15 protein-coding genes are annotated in these 17,257 nt (G+C 65.1%); 7 read left to right on the top strand and 8 right to left on the bottom strand.

What is annotated here, in order from left to right; translation table 11 throughout:
- Positions 1–3: 3 nt before the first annotated feature.
- Genes AC2FNY_RS09405 through AC2FNY_RS09390 form a run of 4 tightly spaced genes read right to left on the bottom strand, consistent with a single transcriptional unit; the run spans position 4 to position 6,684 of the window.
- On the bottom strand, positions 4–2,049 hold the full coding sequence (locus tag AC2FNY_RS09405; RefSeq protein ID WP_496802279.1) for a hypothetical protein: 2,046 nt from the start codon (positions 2,047–2,049) through the stop codon (positions 4–6).
- Complete coding sequence (locus AC2FNY_RS09400) at positions 2,046–4,808, bottom strand: DUF4159 domain-containing protein (protein WP_496802278.1); 2,763 nt, start codon at positions 4,806–4,808, stop codon at positions 2,046–2,048. Before AC2FNY_RS09400 ends, AC2FNY_RS09405 begins: the two co-directional genes overlap by 4 nt.
- On the bottom strand, positions 4,805–5,680 hold the full coding sequence (locus tag AC2FNY_RS09395; protein WP_234145247.1) for a DUF58 domain-containing protein: 876 nt from the start codon (positions 5,678–5,680) through the stop codon (positions 4,805–4,807). Before AC2FNY_RS09395 ends, AC2FNY_RS09400 begins: the two co-directional genes overlap by 4 nt.
- Complete coding sequence (locus tag AC2FNY_RS09390; RefSeq protein WP_234145246.1) at positions 5,677–6,684, bottom strand: AAA family ATPase; 1,008 nt, start codon at positions 6,682–6,684, stop codon at positions 5,677–5,679. Before AC2FNY_RS09390 ends, AC2FNY_RS09395 begins: the two co-directional genes overlap by 4 nt.
- 65 nt (positions 6,685–6,749) lie before the next feature.
- Between AC2FNY_RS09390 and AC2FNY_RS09385 the strand changes: the two genes are divergently transcribed.
- Entirely contained in the window at positions 6,750–7,331 is a 582-nt protein-coding gene (locus AC2FNY_RS09385) for a DUF1285 domain-containing protein (protein ID WP_496802277.1), read from the top strand.
- An 18-nt stretch (positions 7,332–7,349) separates the two neighbouring features.
- Here AC2FNY_RS09385 and AC2FNY_RS09380 read toward each other — a convergent pair whose 3' ends face one another.
- Positions 7,350–7,919 carry an XRE family transcriptional regulator gene (locus AC2FNY_RS09380; protein ID WP_234140365.1) on the bottom strand — a complete coding sequence of 190 codons (570 nt, stop codon included), beginning with the start codon at positions 7,917–7,919 and terminating at the stop codon, positions 7,350–7,352.
- Positions 7,920–7,977: 58 nt separating this feature from the next.
- Here AC2FNY_RS09380 and AC2FNY_RS09375 point away from each other — a divergent pair, with 58 nt between their 5' ends.
- Together AC2FNY_RS09375 and AC2FNY_RS09370 are read left to right on the top strand one after the other, a co-directional pair.
- A complete protein-coding gene (locus AC2FNY_RS09375) occupies positions 7,978–8,274 on the top strand; it encodes a DUF6525 family protein (RefSeq protein ID WP_496802276.1) in 297 nt (98 codons plus the stop codon).
- Between the two features lie 94 nt (positions 8,275–8,368).
- A complete protein-coding gene (locus tag AC2FNY_RS09370) occupies positions 8,369–9,544 on the top strand; it encodes an acetyl-CoA C-acyltransferase family protein (protein WP_496802275.1) in 1,176 nt (391 codons plus the stop codon).
- A gap of 68 nt (positions 9,545–9,612) precedes the next feature.
- Here AC2FNY_RS09370 and AC2FNY_RS09365 read toward each other — a convergent pair whose 3' ends face one another.
- Genes AC2FNY_RS09365 through ubiE form a run of 3 tightly spaced genes read right to left on the bottom strand, consistent with a single transcriptional unit; the run spans position 9,613 to position 12,923 of the window.
- Positions 9,613–10,599: a 4Fe-4S dicluster domain-containing protein gene (locus AC2FNY_RS09365; RefSeq protein WP_496802274.1), complete on the bottom strand. Its 987-nt coding sequence runs from the start codon at positions 10,597–10,599 to the stop codon at positions 9,613–9,615.
- A gap of 38 nt (positions 10,600–10,637) precedes the next feature.
- Entirely contained in the window at positions 10,638–12,167 is a 1,530-nt protein-coding gene (ubiB, locus tag AC2FNY_RS09360) for a 2-polyprenylphenol 6-hydroxylase (protein WP_496802273.1), read from the bottom strand.
- Between the two features lie 3 nt (positions 12,168–12,170).
- Entirely contained in the window at positions 12,171–12,923 is a 753-nt protein-coding gene (ubiE, locus tag AC2FNY_RS09355; protein WP_496802272.1) for a bifunctional demethylmenaquinone methyltransferase/2-methoxy-6-polyprenyl-1,4-benzoquinol methylase UbiE, read from the bottom strand.
- 86 nt (positions 12,924–13,009) lie between these two features.
- Here ubiE and mutM point away from each other — a divergent pair, with 86 nt between their 5' ends.
- From mutM to dnaA, 4 genes are all read left to right on the top strand, one after another.
- Positions 13,010–13,861, top strand: coding sequence for a bifunctional DNA-formamidopyrimidine glycosylase/DNA-(apurinic or apyrimidinic site) lyase (mutM, locus tag AC2FNY_RS09350; protein WP_496802271.1), 852 nt, complete (start codon positions 13,010–13,012; stop codon positions 13,859–13,861).
- Positions 13,862–13,927: 66 nt separating this feature from the next.
- Positions 13,928–14,704: an acryloyl-CoA hydratase gene (gene acuK / locus AC2FNY_RS09345; RefSeq protein ID WP_234140375.1), complete on the top strand. Its 777-nt coding sequence runs from the start codon at positions 13,928–13,930 to the stop codon at positions 14,702–14,704.
- 219 nt (positions 14,705–14,923) lie between these two features.
- Positions 14,924–15,187: a 30S ribosomal protein S20 gene (gene rpsT / locus AC2FNY_RS09340; protein ID WP_234140376.1), complete on the top strand. Its 264-nt coding sequence runs from the start codon at positions 14,924–14,926 to the stop codon at positions 15,185–15,187.
- Positions 15,188–15,738: 551 nt separating this feature from the next.
- Positions 15,739–17,127 carry a chromosomal replication initiator protein DnaA gene (gene dnaA, locus AC2FNY_RS09335; protein ID WP_234140377.1) on the top strand — a complete coding sequence of 463 codons (1,389 nt, stop codon included), beginning with the start codon at positions 15,739–15,741 and terminating at the stop codon, positions 17,125–17,127.
- Positions 17,128–17,257 lie beyond the last annotated feature (130 nt).

Here is a 17,257-nt window from a genome sequence, read left to right as displayed (position 1 = left end):
CCGCTAGCGACGCCCTTCGCGCAGCCAGCCGGCAATGACAAAGCCCGAGGCCAGCAGCAGCACCAGCCAGGCCGGGGCCAGCGGCGTCTGCCGTACGTCGCGGGTTTCATAGGCGCCACGCGGGGTCAGGCCCAGCCAGCCGCGCCCGGCGGCGGGCCGCCCCTCACGGACGTTGCGGATGGTGGGCAAGCCGTCCTCCAGACGAAAGACACCGCTCTTGAGCGGGGTGATCAGCGGCTCCATCAGGGCGGCGGTGGCGATGGTCGCCTCGAACTCGCGCGGGGCGGCGGGCCCAAGGCCGATGACCGCGTTCTGATCGCCTTCGCGCAGCCGGTAAAGGCCGATCTCGGGCCCCTGATACAGGGCCTCGAACCGACCCGGAGACACCTCCTCCATCGGCAACACATCCTCACCGCCATCGGGGCGGGTGATCGTGACCGAACCGACCTCGGTTTCCAGCGTCCGCCGGATGATCCGCATGGTCTGGCCCTGTGCCTCGGCCCAGAGCGCGTCTTCCTCCAGTTCGGGTTCCTTCATCATCCAATGGGCAAGACGGCGCAGCAGTTCCAGCTGCGGGCCGCCGCCTTCGTATCCGCGCCCCCAGAGCCAGGCGTGATCGCTGGCCAGCAGCGCCACCCGCCCCTCGCCGACCCGGTCGAGCAGCAGCAGGGGCCGTCCCTCGACCCCGCTCATCAGCACGTGGCCCGAATCCTGCGTGACCTCGATCTGGCGCAGCCAGCGGCCCCATTCGTCGGCACTGCCCAGCTCGGCGGTGACCGGATGGCGGGCGCCCTCTTCGGTAACCTGCGCGCGATAGGCCTCTTCGATCACCCGGGCGGTCGGATGGGCGGGCAGGACCGGCGACAAGGGGGTGCGATAGATGCTGTCGGCGGTGGCAAAATCCGGCCCCGCCGCCACCAGCACCGCGCCGCCCCGGTTCACGTAATTGGCGACATTGTCCAGATAGATCGCCGGCAGGATGCCGCGCCGCTTGTAGCGGTCAAAGATGATCAGGTCGAAATCGTCGATCTTTTCCAGGAACAGCTCTCGGGTGGGAAAGGCGATCAGGCTCAACTCGTCCACTGGCACGCCGTCCTGTTTCTCGGGCGGGCGCAGGATGGTGAAATGCACCAGATCGACCGAGCTGTCCGATTTGAGCAGGTTGCGCCATGTTCGCCCGCCCGGATGCGGCTGTCCCGATACCAGCAGCACGCGCAGACGGTCACGCACGCCGTTCATCTGAATCAGCGCGGTGTTGTTGCGGTCGGTCAGCTCGCCCTCGGCCACGGGGACCGAGAACTGCACCACGTTGCGCCCACCATGAGGCAGGGTGACCGGCAGCTCGAGGTCCTGGCCCACCGGCAGCGTCAGCCGCTCGGGCGGACCGCCATCGACCGAGATCTGCACCTCGGCCAACGCGCCCTGCCCGGCGGGCACCGCACCGGAATCCTCGATCCTGAGGCTCAGGGTCACCGGCTCGCCGATGATGGCAAAGGCGGGGGCGTTGCGCACGATCAGGCGTCGGTCCCAGTCATCGGACCGGCCCGAAAGCAGCAGATGCATCGGCGCCGGCAGGGCGGGGGCGCGGTCCAGATCGTGTACCTGCCCGTCCGACAGGGCGAGGATACCTGCGATCCGGGCGCGGGGCTCTTCGTTCAACGCCTCGGTCAGGGCCGCCATCAGCTGGGTGCCGGTATCGCCCTCGCCATCGCCGACGATGATGCGGCGCAACTCGGTATTGGGGCGGTTCTCGATGCTGGCGGCCAGCTGGTCGGCGGCGCTTGTGGTCTGGTCCGGTCGGTCGGACAGGCCCTGACTGGCGCTCTGATCCTCGATCATCAGCACGATATCGGAAAGGGGTGCTCGGTCCTCGACCTGCCAGACCGGACCGGCGAGCGCGGCCAGCAGCACCAGCGCCGCCAGCCCGCGCAGGGCCCAGCCCGACAGACCTCGCCACAGCGCCAGCGCAATCCCGGCCAGCGACAGGACGGCCAGCGCGATCAGCAGCGGCAGCGGAACAAGAGGATCAAGCAAGAGGTTCCCGGTCATTGGCCCAACCTGTCCAGCAGCGCAGGCACATGGACCTGATCGGATTTGTAATTGCCGGTCAGCACATGCATGACCAGATTGACGCCAAAGCGATAGGCAAGCTCGCGCTGCCGCTCGCCCCCGTAGCCGCGCCCCACCGGCAGCATTGAGCGGCCATTGTCATCGACCGCCCAGGCGGCAGCCCAATCGTTGCCGCCGATCACCACCGGGGTGACCCCATCATTGAGGTTGCGAAAGGGCATTCCCTCGATTTGCTCGGCATCGGCGGGGGCGGCCTCGACCCAGATATCGGTGCTGGCGTGGCGGCCTGGAAAATCCTGGAGCAGGTAGAATGCGCGAGTCAGCACATGATCCCCCGGCACCGGTTCCAGCGGCGGAATGTCCAGAGGCGCGGCCAGCTGTTGCAGCTTTTGCCCGTTCGGGCTGCCAGCGCCAAAGCGAGCGATATCGGCGTCGCGGGTGTCGAACAGGATCATGCCGCCCAGCCGAAGATAGGTGTTGAGCCGCGCATAGGCCGCATGCGACGGCTGCGGCTGATCGGGGGTGACGGGCCAATAGAGCAGCGGGAAAAAGGCCAGCTCGTCCCGTTCGAGGTCGACGCTGAACGGGGCTGCGGGTTCGACCGAAGTGCGAAAGAACAACGTGTCCGAAAGGCCGCGCAGCCCGGCCAGTGCCAGATCGTCCACCGCGCGATTGCCGGTCAGCACATGGGCCAGCACCATCTCGCGCGTGGCGTCACGGGCGAAGCGGTCGGCCTCGGCCTGTTGCGCCTCGGCCCCGGGCGCATGCAGAAGCAAGCCCAGCAGCGCAGCGGCACGGCCAAGCGGGCCGAGCCGGCCCGACAGGGCCAGCGAGGCCGCGACATCCAGCGCCAGCAACACCAGCGCGAGCGACAACAGCCAACCACCCAGCGGTTGCTCTGCCGCGATGCTCAGCCCCAGCACCGGAATCGATGCGGGCCATTGCGCCGGGGTCAGCAGGCTATCGGCGCCCAATACGTTGCGCGCCAGCCGCCGGCTCTCGTTTGCATAGACGCCGGGGCGCAGCTCTGGCCCGATGGCGGCGCTGGCCAGCGCGGTGCCGTCTACACCGGGCAGGTTGCCGGCATCGTCCAATTGCCCAAAGCCATCCATCACCCGCAACGGGCTCCAGACCGTACCTTCGAGGTTGATCGCATCGGCGCTTTTGGCGGCCGAGGAAACGGCGAGCCGGTCCAGCATCTCGACATAAAGGCCCGACAGCGGCAGGCTCGACCATTCCGCGTCCGCGGTGACATGAAACAGCACCACCTGCCCCAGCCCCAGCGCCTTGCGGGTGACCAGCGGCGTGCCATCGCTGAGCGCGGCGATCACCCGGTCGGCCAGATCGGGATCGGGCTGCGCCATGACCTGGGTCGAAACGGTGACGTCGTCTGGGATCGTCAGCCCGTAGAAAGGCGAAGTATCGGCAAACGGAGCCAGCGTCTTGGCCTCGCCCCAGCTCATCGCGCCGCCGACGGTACGACCGCCGCTGCGCAGGCGGACCGGCAGCAGCGGGTCGATCTCGTCGCGGCCGATATCGCTGGCCGCCATGCGCGGCCCGGCAAAGCGGACCAGGATGCCGCCCTGTTCAACCCATTCGGTCAGCGCGCTCCGTTCCAGTGTGGCCAGTGTCACCACATCTGCCAGTACCACGATATCGGGATTGGCGGGCAGCACATCCAACAAGGCGCCGTCGATGAAATCGGAATTGGGCACCAGCACCTGTGTCAGGTAGTGCAGCGGCGACAGCAGTTCCAGCCCCTCGCGATCCTGCCGTCCGGCAAATAGCGCGACCTCGTGCCGGGCCAGGCTGTCATCGGTCAAGGCCACCGCCCCGGCGGCGCGTTGGCCCTCCAGCTCGAACCGTGTGACGCGGGCGCGCAGTTCCGAGGGCAGGGAAAGCGCCAGTTGAGCCTCGGTTTCACCTGCGGCAAAGCGCGCCTCGCTGCGGTTCAGCACCCGGACCGTTCCGGCGGGATCAGGACCCAGCGCCAGTACCGCCTGGATACGCTCGGGCCCCGGTTCGGCCCGCAGCAGCGTCAATTGAACGGCGCCATCGGCGAATGTAGCCGGACGCAAGCCCAGCACCGGGTTGGGGGACTGATAAACGGTCACCGCGCCGCGCGCGCTGAGCGTTTCGAGCAACTCGGTCCGACCCGCGTAATCCAACCCGTCGCCGAGCCAGAGTGTATCGAACCCGCCCGCCTGCGCGCCGACTGCCTGCGCGGCGGCGGCCAGTTCGGCCTGACCCGGTTGCCAGGGCATCGGCGAAAGACCCGGCAGCCGACTGCGCCAGGCAGCGGCGGATTGAAACACCAGATCCTCAGGCGCACCCAGCCGCAGCACAGCGACCGGACGGTTGGCCCGACCTGCCTCGGTCAGCCGTGCTTCGAGCAGGTCGATCTGTTGCGTCCAGCGCGCCGCCCCGGCCCAGCTGGCGTCCAGCACAACAAGCAGAGGCTGGTCTCCGTCGGCCTGTTGCCGGGGATTGAGTACCGGTCCGGCCAGACCCAGGATCACCGCCGCCACCGCCAGAACCCGCAGCAAGAGCAGCCACCAGGGCGTTCTGTCCGACACGCTTTCGTCGTCGCGAAGGCCCAAGAGCAGGCTGACCGCCGGGAACAGCCGGCGGATCGGTGCGGGCGGTACCGCGCGCAGGATCAGCCAGAGGATCGGCAATGCCACCAGCGCCAGCAGCAGCCAGGGCGCGGTAAATCCGATGCCGCCCAGAACCGTCATCGCACTCTCCCGTCCAGGGCGCGCCACAGCCACAACAGCGCCGATTGCGCGCTGTCGCCGGTATGGTGCAGGCCCAGTTGCCAGCCGGTCGCCCGGGTCAGCGCCATCAATGCGTCGCGACGTTCGGCCAGCCGGATCAGGTAGCGCTCGCGCAGCTCTCCGGCCTTGAGGGTTTCATGCCTGAGCGTACCGCCCACGCTTTCGAACAGGGTGCGCCCGCGATAGGGAAAGCTTTCCTCGGCGGGGTCGAGCACCTGCATCAACACCCCGCGCACGCCCCGGTCGGCGGCCTTGGACAGGGCAAGCTCAACCTCTTTGAGATCACCCAGAAAGTCGGAAACGAACAATGCGCGGGCGTGCGGGATCATGGCCCGGTGTTCGGGTGGGGCATAGTCGGCCTCGGCATCGCGCGACCAGGCTTCGGCCAGCCGGTGCACCTGGGCATTGCCGCGGCGTGGCGGCAGGGTGGTGCCGGTCAGGCCGACGCGCTCGCCGCCTCGCACCAGCAGGATCGCCACCGCCAGCGCCAGCAGCCGGGCGCGGTCGGCCTTTGTCTCGGTCCGCTTGTCCGAACTGAAACGCATCGAGGCGCCCTGATCGACCCAGAGCATCACCGATTGCGCGATCTGCCATTCACGTTCGCGCACATATTGCTGGTCGCCACGGGCCGAGCGGCGATGGTCGATCATGCGGCGGCTGTCGCCCGGCTGGGCCGGGCGGTATTGCCAGAAATCATCGCCCAGCCCGGCGCGGCGGCGCCCGTGGTCGCCCAGCAGCACGGTGCCCGCCAGATGCTCGGCCCGCGCCAGCAAAGGCGGCAGCGGGGCGGCGGCGGTTTCGGCACGATGCCTGAGGGCGGGGGCGACGCTCACGCGGCGGCCTCGGCTCGGGTCAGGCTGGTTGCTGTCTCGTCGATCAGGTCGGCCAAGGTGTCGCCTCGTGCCCGGGCGGCAAAGTTCAACGCCATCCGGTGGCTCAGCACCGGGCGGGCCATGTCCAGAACATCTTCGGGGCTGGGCGCCAACCGTCCCTGAAGCAGCGCCCGCGCCCGCACCGTCAGCATCAGCGCCTGCGCCGCGCGCGGGCCGGGACCCCAGGCCACGGTGTCGCGCACCCGGTCGCTGACCCCCGGCTCGTCAGGGCGGAAGGCGCGCACCAGGTCGAGGATCATCTCGACCACCGACTCGCCCACCGGCATCCGCCGCAGCAGCACCTGCGCGGCCAGCAGATCGGCCTGGGTCATCACCTGATGCGCCTCGGCCTCTTCGGCGCCGGTGGTGGCAAGCAGAATTTCGCGTTCGGTCGCGCGGTCGGGATAATCGACGTCGATCTGTACCAGGAACCGGTCCAGCTGCGCCTCGGGCAGGGGATAGGTGCCTTCCTGCTCGATCGGGTTCTGGGTCGCCAGCACGTGAAACGGCGTGCCCAGCGGCCGGTTCTCGCCCGCCACGGTGACCGTTTTTTCCTGCATCGCCTGCAACAGCGCCGACTGGGTGCGGGGGCTGGCGCGGTTGATCTCGTCCGCCATCAGAAGCTGGCAGAAGATTGGACCGGGAATGAAGCGGAACCGGCGGCTGCCATCCTCGGCGGTGTCCAGCACCTCGGAGCCAAGAATATCGGCGGGCATCAGGTCGGGCGTGAACTGGATGCGGTTGCCATGCAGGCCCATGACGGTCGACAGAGTCTCGACCAGTCGCGTCTTGCCAAGCCCCGGCAGGCCGATCAGCAGCGCATGTCCACCGCACAAAAGCGCGGTCAGGGTCAGGTCCACCACCCGCTCCTGGCCGATGAAGCGGCGGGTGATCGAGGCCCGCGCTTCTTGCAGCTTGATGCCAAGCGCGTCGATTTCCCCGAGCAGGTCGGCAGGTTCGGACATGGTTTTCCCTCCGCGGCAACTATATGGGTATGAGTGTATCGCGCTGACAGCAAATGGCAAAAACAATGAGCGGACAAAAGCCTGTGAAACCTTCGGCAGACGGCCTTCTTGCCTCGGCCCGGGCGATCAAATCCAAGGGGCCGGCCCCGGTGCATCTGTGGAACCCGCCGTTCAACGGCGATATCGACATGCGCATCGCGCGGGACGGGACGTGGTTCTATCAGGGCACGCCGATCAACCGGCCGGCCATGGTGCGGCTGTTCTCGTCGATCCTGAAGCGTGAAGAGGACCGGTACTATCTGGTCACCCCGGTCGAAAAGGTCGGGATTCGCGTCGATGACGCGCCTTTTGTTGCAGTGGATGTCGAGGCGGCTGGGCAGGGGCGCGATCAGGTGCTGACCTTTACCACCCATATGGGCGACAGCGCGGTGGCGGGGGCAGGCAACCCGATCCGGATGGCGCAGGACCCCGCGACCGGGGAACCCGCGCCTTATGTTCATATCCGCACGGGGCTTGAGGCGCTGATCGACCGCAAGAGTTTCTATCGGCTGATGGATCTGGGCGCGGTCGAGGATGGCTGGTTCGGCCTGTGGTCCTCGGGAAGCTTCTTTCCCCTGATGACGGTCGAGGAGTTGGAGCGCGGCTGACCCGCGCCTGCGTGGCGCTCAGGCGGTCTTGACGATCAGGAACACCCGCGCCGGTCCGTCGCCGGTGGCGCTGATCTTGTGTGGAATGTCAGCGGCATAGCGCGCGGTATCGCCCGGGCCCAGATCCTGTATCGCGGCGCCCGAGGTTACACGCACTGCGCCATCGAGCACGGTCAGCTGTTCGCGGGTGCCGCGCGCATGGGGCTGGCTGTTCAGCGTGCCACCGGGCTTGAAGCTGATGTCATAGACCTCGTGCCCGCCGGCATCCTCGGGCGGGGACAGGATGCGGATGCGGCAACCCTGGCCCATATTGTCAATGCTGGGCACCTCGGAGGCGCGCAGGGTGTCGATACGGTCGGCGGCCTCGGCGGCCTCGAGCAGGCCCGCGAAATCGACCTGAAGCGCGCGCGTCAGGTTCCACAGCGTGGCGATGGTCGGGCTGCTTTCACCCCGTTCGATCTGGCTGACCATAGAGCGCGAGACGCCGCTGAGATTGGCGACCGCCTCAAGCGAAAGACCCTGTGCACGACGCGCCTCTTTCAGGCGCGCGGGCAGGCGGTTCAGGATATCGTCGGGGTTTTCCGTCATGACGGAATCTCTGCGCCTGCTGTTGTGGATTGTCAATCTGCGGGCATGATATTAGAGGATGCAATGTTATAACATTATACCCATCCTGATGCCGCGAAATATCTCGACAACACTGCGCCGTCACAAGGCGTCACCAATGCGCCGGTTCGACCGGTTGCCGCCGGACCTGCGCGGTTGGCTGCGCCAGGCCGCCTTGTGCTGGTCGGTCCGATCGGCAGAACGCGTCTGGTTCAAGGAGTTGCGCCGTCATGGCGGAGGCATCGGTGCTGCCTTGCGCCGCCTGGACGAGATCGAGAGATGCCTGCTGGAAAAAGACGCGCCGCGCCTTTGGGGCGGGGACCATCCCGGCCCGTGAAGTCGGGACCGACTGGCGCGACAAAATGACGACACGTCTCAGGCGACAAACCATGCTGCGGGTGCATAATGGGCGAAACCCTGAGGAGGATAACATGACCGATATCGTGATTCTGGACGGTGCCCGCACCGCCATCGGCACTTTTGGTGGGGCGCTGGCCTCGACTGCGCCCATCGACTTGGCCACCGTCGTGACCGAGGCGGCGCTGGAACGTTCGGGCGTCGACGGCGCCCAGATCGGCCATGTGGTGTTCGGCCATGTGATCAATACCGAACCCCGCGACATGTATCTGAGCCGGGTTGCCGCGATGCAGGCGGGTATCCCGAACGGCACGCCCGCGATGAACGTGAACCGCCTGTGCGGGTCCGGTGCGCAGGCCATCGTTTCGGCGGTGCAGTCGCTGATGCTGGGGGATGCGGAGTTTGCCGTGGCCGGTGGTGCCGAAAGCATGTCGCGCAGCCCGTTCATCATGACCCAGGCCCGCTGGGGCGCCAAGATGGGCGACGTCAAATCGCTCGACATGATGCTGGGCGCGCTGAACTGCCCGTTTGGTACCGGACATATGGGTGTGACCGCTGAGAATGTCGCCGATGAACACCAGATCAGCCGCGAGCAGATGGACCAGTTCGCCATGACTTCGCAGGAGCGCGCGGCCGCAGCCATTGCGGCGGGGCATTTCGATGGCCAGATCACGCCGGTGCAGGTCAAGGTCAAGCGCGACATGGTCGATTTCAAGGTCGACGAGCACCCCAAGGCGACCTCGGTCGAGGTGCTGGCCGGGCTGAAGCCGGTGTTCAAGAAGGATGGCCGGGTGACGGCGGGCAACGCCAGCGGCATCAACGACGGTGCGGCGGCGATGGTGCTGGCCACGGCGGATGCGGCGGAAAAGGCCGGGCTGAAGCCCAAGGCCCGCATTCTGGGCTATGCCCATGCCGGTGTCCGCCCCGAGGTGATGGGCATCGGCCCGGTTCCGGCGGTGCAGAACCTGCTGGCCCGCACCGGCCTGAGCATCGGTGATCTCGACGTGATCGAATCGAACGAGGCCTTTGCCGCCCAGGCACTGGCGGTGAACAAGGAACTGGGTCTGGATGCGGCCAAGGTGAACCCCAATGGTGGCGCGATTGCGCTGGGTCACCCGGTCGGCGCGACCGGTGCGATCATCACGCTGAAAACGCTCTATGAACTGGAGCGTACGGGCGGGTCCAAGGGGCTGATCACCATGTGCATCGGCGGCGGTCAGGGCATCGCCATCGCCATCGAGCGGCTCTGAGCCGAGAGGCTGGGGGCGCTGCCCCCAGACCCCCGGAGTATTTTGGGCGAAATGAAGCAGGGGCGCGATCAGCCGGTCGCGTCCCTTTCTCGTTTCCGGGCCAGCTTCGCGGCCAGGTTCGGGCCGATGCCCGGACGCGACCAGGGGCATTCGGCGATACAGATGGCGCAGCCATGGGTCTGGTTGAAGAAGGGCAGGCATTTGTCGAAATCGACATACCATTTGCGCGCGCCGCGCACGGTCTGCTTGTCCGCGAACAGCGCCTCGGGCGGGCAGGCGTCCTGACAGATGCGGCAGTTCTGGCAATAGCCGTCGATACCGTGATCCTGCGCCGGCGTTGGAGCAAAAGGCGCATCGGTCAGCACCGCCGACAGGCGGAACGAGGCGCCGAGATCGGGGTTGATGATGGACCCGTGCTTGCCCAACTCGCCAAAGCCACAGGCCAGCGCGGGCGGGATCATCGCCAGCGCGCCGGTCATCGGGCCGGTCAGCGGCTCGGCCTGCCAGCCTTGCAGGCGAAGCCATCCGGCGATGGTTTTGGCGGCCTGTGCGGCGCGAGTATATTGCGTCATAACCTCAAGCCCGGCGCTTGGCTTGGGCGCGGTGGCGATGGCGTCGTAATCATGGGCCACGCCGATCATGATGACGCGGGATTGCGTTATTTCGTGGCCTTCGAAGACCCAGTCGGGGTTCATCTCAGCAACGCCGGTCAGGTCGCAGGCGCCGCTGTCCACGAATTGCGCCAGCGCGGCGGTCCAGTCCGCGGGCGCGCGAATGGCGGCGGTGCCGGCCAGTGGAGGCAGGGGGGCGTCCAGCACCGTCTGGCGGGCGGCACGTCTGGTGGCAAAGTCAGGCTCTTTTGCCGATTGCCGGTAGAAATAGTGTTGCAGCGGCCCGTGGGGGATGTCGCCCGGATCGGGTGCCCAATAGACCATGCGCGGGCGGCGAAACGCTGTTTCGCCCAGCCCGTTGATGTCATTGCCGCTGATCTCGGGCGCAAGGGCCGCCTGTTCGGGATCGGGGGTAAAGGGGCGATGTGGATTGGTGCGAGCCATGGGTGCAGCCTAGCACGATGGCGTCGCCTGTCACTCGCTCACATGAGCAGGCTCGCCAGCAGCACCACGCCGCCACCGATCAGCGCGCCACCCAGGGCAGGCCAGAACGCTGCGCTGCGGCCCGGTTTCTCGTCCAGACCCGGTTGCGACTGCGCCACCAGCGCCCGTTCGACCAGATCGGGCAGGCGCGGGCCGAAGCGGGCCACCACCAGCGCGGTCTTGCCCAGATCGGCCAGCACCGCGCGCGGTCCGATGGATTGCTTGATGTAATCCTCGACCACCGGGCGGGCGACCTCCCAGATGTTGATATGCGGGTCGAGCGAACGGGCCACGCCTTCGACCACGACCATGGTACGTTGCAGCAGGATCAGCTCGGTCCGGGTTTCCATGCCGAACCGTTCGGTGACCTCGAAGAGGTAGCTCAGCAGCCGGCCCATCGAGATATGGGTCGCATCCATGCCAAAGATCGGCTCGCCCACCGCGCGCAAGGCGCGGGCGAATTCGTCGACATCCTGGGTGGCGGGCACGTAACCGGCCTCGAAATGCACCTCGGCCACGCGCTTGTAATCGCGGCGGATGAAGCCGAACAGGATCTCGGCATAGACCCGGCGGGTATATTCGTCGATATGACCCATGATGCCGAAGTCATAGGCGATGATATCGCCATCGGCGGCGACCTTCAGGTTGCCCTGATGCATGTCGGCATGGAAATAGCCATCGCGCAGCGCGTGCAGCAGGAACAGGCGCAGCACCCGTTCGCCAAGATCGCGCCGGTTGTGTCCGGCGGCGTCCAGCGCGGCATTGTCACCCAGCGGCACGCCATCGGCCCAGCCCAGCGTCATCACCCGTCGCGCCGAGAGCGACCAGCGCACCGGCGGTAGGCGGAACCCGGCATCCCCCTTGGTGTTGTCGGCGAATTCCGAGGCGGCGGCACTTTCCAGCCGCAGATCAAGCTCTCCGCGCACCACGCCATCGAAATGCTCGATCACCTCGATCGGGCGCAGGCGACGGGCACCTGGGGCGAAAAGGTCGACGATGCGGGCGGCGAAATAGAACGCGTCCACATCCTTGCGAAAGGCGCGCTCGATGCCAGGGCGCAGCACCTTGACCGCCACATCCTCGCCGCTGTCGGCCAGACGCGCCCGGTGCACCTGGGCGATGGACGCCGCCGCGATCGGCTCGCTGAATTCGCTGAACATCTCGGGCAAGGGGCGGCCCAGTTCCCGCTCCACCTCGCGCATGGCGGTGGCGCGGGGAAAGGGCGGCAATTGATCCTGCAACACGCGCAGTTGATCGGCCAGAACTTGGCCCACCACGTCGGGCCGGGTCGAAAGCACCTGACCGAACTTGATATAGGCCGGTCCCATCGCCATCAGCGCGCGGGTGGCGGGCGGCAGGCTGGGGTCGCCCTTGAAGCCCAGCCACTGGAACGGTTTGCCCAGCGCGCGGGCCAGAATGCGCAGCGGGCGCGGCGCGTCAAACGCATCCAGCACCGCGCCCATGGCGCCGTTGCGCTCCAGCGTGGCGCCCGTGCGGATCAGGCGGATGATATTGTGGGGGCCGCGCATGGATCAGATCTTCCAGCCGGAATGCAGCGCGGCGATGCCCATGCTCAGGTTGCGGTACTTGGCATTGCCGAAACCCGCCGCCTTGACCATGCCCAGGAACGTTTCCTGATCGGGGAAGTTGCGGATCGATTCCACCAGATACTGATAGCTGGCGCTGTCATTGGCGATCAGCTGACCCATGCGCGGGATCACGTTGAAACTGTAAAGGTCATAGAGCTTTTGCAGCCCGTCATTGGGCAACTGGCTGAACTCCAGCACCATCAGGCGTCCACCGGGGCGCAGCACGCGGTAAGCCTCGTTCAGGGCCTCTTGTGGGCGGGTCACGTTCCGGATGCCGAAAGAGATGGTGTAGACGTCGAACGTGTTATCCTCGAACGGCAGCGCCATGGCGTCGCCCACCACCCAGTCGAGACTGTCGGCCATGCGCTCGGCCTCGGCCCGTTTGCGGCCTTCGACCAGCATCGGCTCGGTCAGATCCAGAACGGTGGCATGGCCATGGCCCGCGCGTTTCAGGAACCGGAAAGAGATATCGCCGGTCCCCCCCGCCACATCCAAGAGCCGCTGGCCCGGGCGCGGCGCCAGCCAGTCCATCATCGCGTCTTTCCAGACCCGGTGGATGCCCATCGACATCACATCGTTCATGACATCGTATTTCGAGGCGACCGAGCCGAACACGCCCTGTACCCGTCCCGCCTTTTCATGCTCGGGCACGGTTTCAAAGCCGAAATGGGTGGTCTTGTCGGATGTGTCGGACATGGGTCTTGCCGTTCCTCGCATTTCGCCCCTTCTTATAGGGCGCTGAGACCGGGGCACAATGCGGCCCTTTGGATGAGGAGCGTCTAATGCCTGAATTGCCCGAGGTCGAGACCGTGCGGCGCGGATTGGCCCCCGCGATGGAGGGGGCGGTGATCGCGCGGGCCGAGGTCAACCGGCCCGACCTGCGCTGGCCCTTTCCTGCGCGGATGGCCGAGCGGCTGACCGGTCAGCGGGTGGAACGCTTGCGGCGGCGATCGAAATACATCCTGGCCGATCTGTCGGGGGGCGAGACGCTGTTGATCCATCTGGGCATGTCGGGGCGGATGACCGTCTCGGGCGATCCGCTGGGGCAGTTCGTGCACACCCACCCTGAGGCGCAGAAACATGACCATGTGGTGTTTCACATGGACAACGGTGCCCGCATCACCTTCAACGACCCGCGCCGGTTCGGCGCGATGGACCTGATGCCGACCGCGACCGCCGAAGATCACAAGCTGTTGATGGTGCTGGGACCTGAGCCGTTGGGCAACGATTTCCACGAAAACCACCTGATTGCCGCGTTCAAGGGCAAGAACACCCCAGCCAAATCCGCCCTGCTGGATCAGAGAATCGTCGCGGGGCTAGGAAATATCTATGTCTGCGAGGCGCTGTTCCGCGCTGGGGTGTCGCCGCGTCGCAAGGCGGGACAGATCGCTGCCGTCCGTGTGGCCGCGCTGGTGCCAATCATCCGTCAGGTGCTGACCGAGGCGATTGAAGCGGGTGGATCCTCGCTGAAGGATTTTCGGCAAGCCGATGGCGAGCTTGGATATTTTCAGCACAGTTTCGACGTCTACGGGCGCGAGGGGGAACCCTGTCGCCGTCCGGGTTGCGGCGGCACGGTGCAGAGAATCACCCAGTCGGGTCGCTCATCCTTCTACTGCGCGCAATGCCAAAGATAACTTGAACCATCTCTCGCCCATGATAAGGAATCGTTTCGAAACGGAACAACCGAGAGCGAAAGCCCCATGGCCTTTGAGACGATCATCGTCGAAGTTGAAGACCACGTAGCCCTGATCAGGCTGAACCGTCCCGATGCGCTGAACGCGCTCAACACGCAATTGTTGGGCGAGCTTTGCACCGCGCTGGAAGAGGCCGATGGCAATGACAAGGTGCGTTGCATCGTGATCACCGGCAGCGACAAGGCGTTTGCCGCCGGGGCCGATATCCGCGAGATGTCTGAGAAGACGTATGTCGAGGTGTATAGCGAGAACCTGTTCGCGGCCGCCAATGACCGCGTCAGCGCCATCCGCAAGCCGATCATCGCGGCAGTGGCGGGTTACGCGCTGGGCGGTGGCTGTGAACTGGCGATGCTGTGCGATTTCATCATTGCGGCGGACACCGCCAAGTTCGGCCAGCCCGAGATAAATCTGGGCGTGATCGCCGGTATTGGCGGCACCCAGCGCCTGACCCGGCTGGTGGGCAAGTCCAAGTCGATGGACCTGAATCTGACCGGGCGCTTCATGGATGCCGAAGAGGCCGAGCGCGCCGGGCTGGTCAGTCGCGTGGTGCCTGCCAAGAAGCTGGTCGAGGAGGCGCTGAGCGCGGCCCAGAAGATTGCCGAGAAGTCGATGATTAGCGCCTTTGCGGTCAAGGAAGCGGTCAACCGCTCCTACGAGACCACGCTGAGCGAGGGGCTGCTGTTCGAGCGCCGCGTATTCCATTCGATGTTCGCCACCGAGGACCAGAAAGAGGGCATGGCCGCGTTCCTGGAAAAACGCGCCGCCCAGTTTCGCGACAAGTGACGTCGCGTTATGGAATCAGTGCAGCAGGCGGGCGCATGCCCGCCTGTTTGCGTTTCGGCGGATGGGGGCTTGGCTTTTGCCGCCTTTTTCGCTAAATGCCGCCGTCATACATGCGCGTGGGGCCCGCTCTGGCTAGAATCACACCGGTGAGACTGATCCGGGAGAGGGGCGTCATTGCGTGACATGAACAGAACCGAACCCGAATAAAGGTCAGAAAACATGGCAAATTCGCCCCAGGCAGCAAAGCGTGCCCGTCAGAACGAAAAACGCTTCGCCATCAACAAAGCCCGTCGTTCGCGCATCCGCACCTATCTGCGCAAAGTCGAAGAGGCCATCGCCTCGGGCGACAAGGACGCGGCAACCGCAGCTCTGCGCGCGGCTCAGCCCGAACTGATGCGCGGCGTCAGCAAGGGTGTGTTCCACAAGAACACTGCATCCCGCAAAATGTCCCGCCTGTCCTCGCGCGTCAAAGCGCTGGGCTAAGACGGCCCCGAATCCCCCCAAAAAGGGGTTTTCAAGAAGGCGCTGCAATGGCAGCGCCTTTTTTCGTGCCTGTTGCAACCAGGCCCCGTTACAGCGGCGGCAAGAGATTCTTTGCAGGTGAATCCCGAGTCAACATCATAGTTTCGTTGCCGCTCCGCAGACCGACTTGCTACCACTGTCTCAGCGATTCACTCGCTTGGGGGGACAGGCACTCTTCAGCACGGTCCGACGGGCATCGGGCTTTGTGAAGATGGTCGAAAGCGCTTTGTCACTATCGCTTTCGATCTCTGTGGGGTTCGAGCTGCTCGGGCTACCACCCTGTCTATTTGAGTGTGTTATGTTGGTATCTGGTTTTGAGCTGTGCCTTGTCGGGGCAGTCCGGGACCAGGTTGCTATGCATGACAATTGTTCGTCGGATGACTGGCGTTCCTTTCGGGGCGACTGTTTTTGTTACGTGCGGCACAAGTGGATCGTGAGGCCAGGCATGGCTCAGAAATGATGGGTAATAAGGCCGAAAGTCGGCCAAATAACGGGATGGCGTGAGGCGCTGGATGACACAAGAAAAATGGGGATTGCTATGTCAGAAATTGCTCAAGACGGTGGGGCAGAACAATTTCACGACCTGGATCGAACCGCTTGAGTTTCAGGCGCTTGAGGATGGGGTTGCGGTCTTTACGGTCCCGACCAATTTTATGGGAAACTATGTAAGCCAGAACTTCTCTGACCTTATCCTGTACGAGCTAAACAATGCCGGCGAACCCGCACGGCGTTTGGCGTTTCGTGTGGCGGCGAATTTGCCGGCGCGCCCGGCGCAAACAGCCAAGCCAGCCGCTATTCCTGCCGCTGCGTCCGAAATGTCCCCCCGGCGGTTTGCCGAGATTTCCGAGCCGCTAGATGGGTTGCAGGCCGCACCGCTCGACCCGCGCTTCACCTTTGATAGTTTCGTGGTTGGCAAACCGAACGAGCTGGCCCATGCGGCAGCGCGCCGGGTTTCCGAGGGCGGGCCGGTCACGTTTAACCCACTGGTGCTTTATGGCGGGGTAGGACTGGGTAAGACCCACCTGATGCATGCCATCGCCTGGGAGCTGAAGGCCAAGTGCCCCGAGTTGAACGTGCTCTACCTGTCGGCAGAACAGTTCATGTACCGTTTCGTACAGGCGCTGCGCGAGCGCCGGATGATGGATTTCAAGCATCTGTTCCGCTCGGTCGATGTTCTAATGGTGGATGATGTGCAGTTCATTGCCGGCAAGGACAGCACTCAGGAAGAGTTCTTTCACACTTTCAATGCGCTGGTTGACCAGAACAAGCAGATCATCATTTCGGCCGACCGCGCGCCGGGCGAGATCAAGGATCTCGAAGACCGGGTGAAATCGCGTTTGCAATGCGGCTTGGTGGTGGATCTGCATCCCACAGATTACGAACTGCGCTTGGGCATCCTGCAAACCAAGGTGCAGATGTATCGTACCACCTATCCCGATCTGGTCATCGCGGATGGGGTGCTGGAATTCCTGGCGCATCGAATCTCGACCAATGTGCGCGTGCTCGAAGGGGCGCTGACCCGTCTCTTTGCCTTTGCCTCGCTGGTTGGGCGCGAGATCGACATGGAGCTGACCCAGGATTGTTTGGCGGATGTCCTACGCGCCTCGGAACGCAAGATCACGGTCGAAGAGATCCAGCGCAAGGTTTCAGATTACTACAATATCCGTTTGAGCGATATCATTGGGCCTAAGCGTTTGCGCTCTTACGCACGGCCGCGTCAGGTGGCGATGTATCTGTGCAAGCAGCTGACCAGCCGGTCACTGCCCGAGATCGGGCGGCGCTTTGGCGGCCGTGACCACACCACGGTGATGTACGGTGTAAAGCGGATCGAAGAGTTGAAGTTGACCGACGGTCAGATTGCCGAAGACGTCGAAATGCTGCGTCGCGCGCTGGAGGCGTGAGGCCAGGCGGGGTGGCCGCAAGGCCATCCCGCACTTCGCTGTGCGCGCAGCAAGCCCATTGGGCTTCTGCTACGCGAGCGCTTTTCCCGAATTGCAACCATGCCATAATCGCGTCCCATCTGGGGGCGCC

The sequence above is a fragment of the Ruegeria sp. BHSC223 genome, from assembly GCF_059613025.1.
The sequence above is the reverse complement of the archived record's forward strand: the minus strand, read 5'-3'. Positions and strand labels throughout refer to the sequence as shown.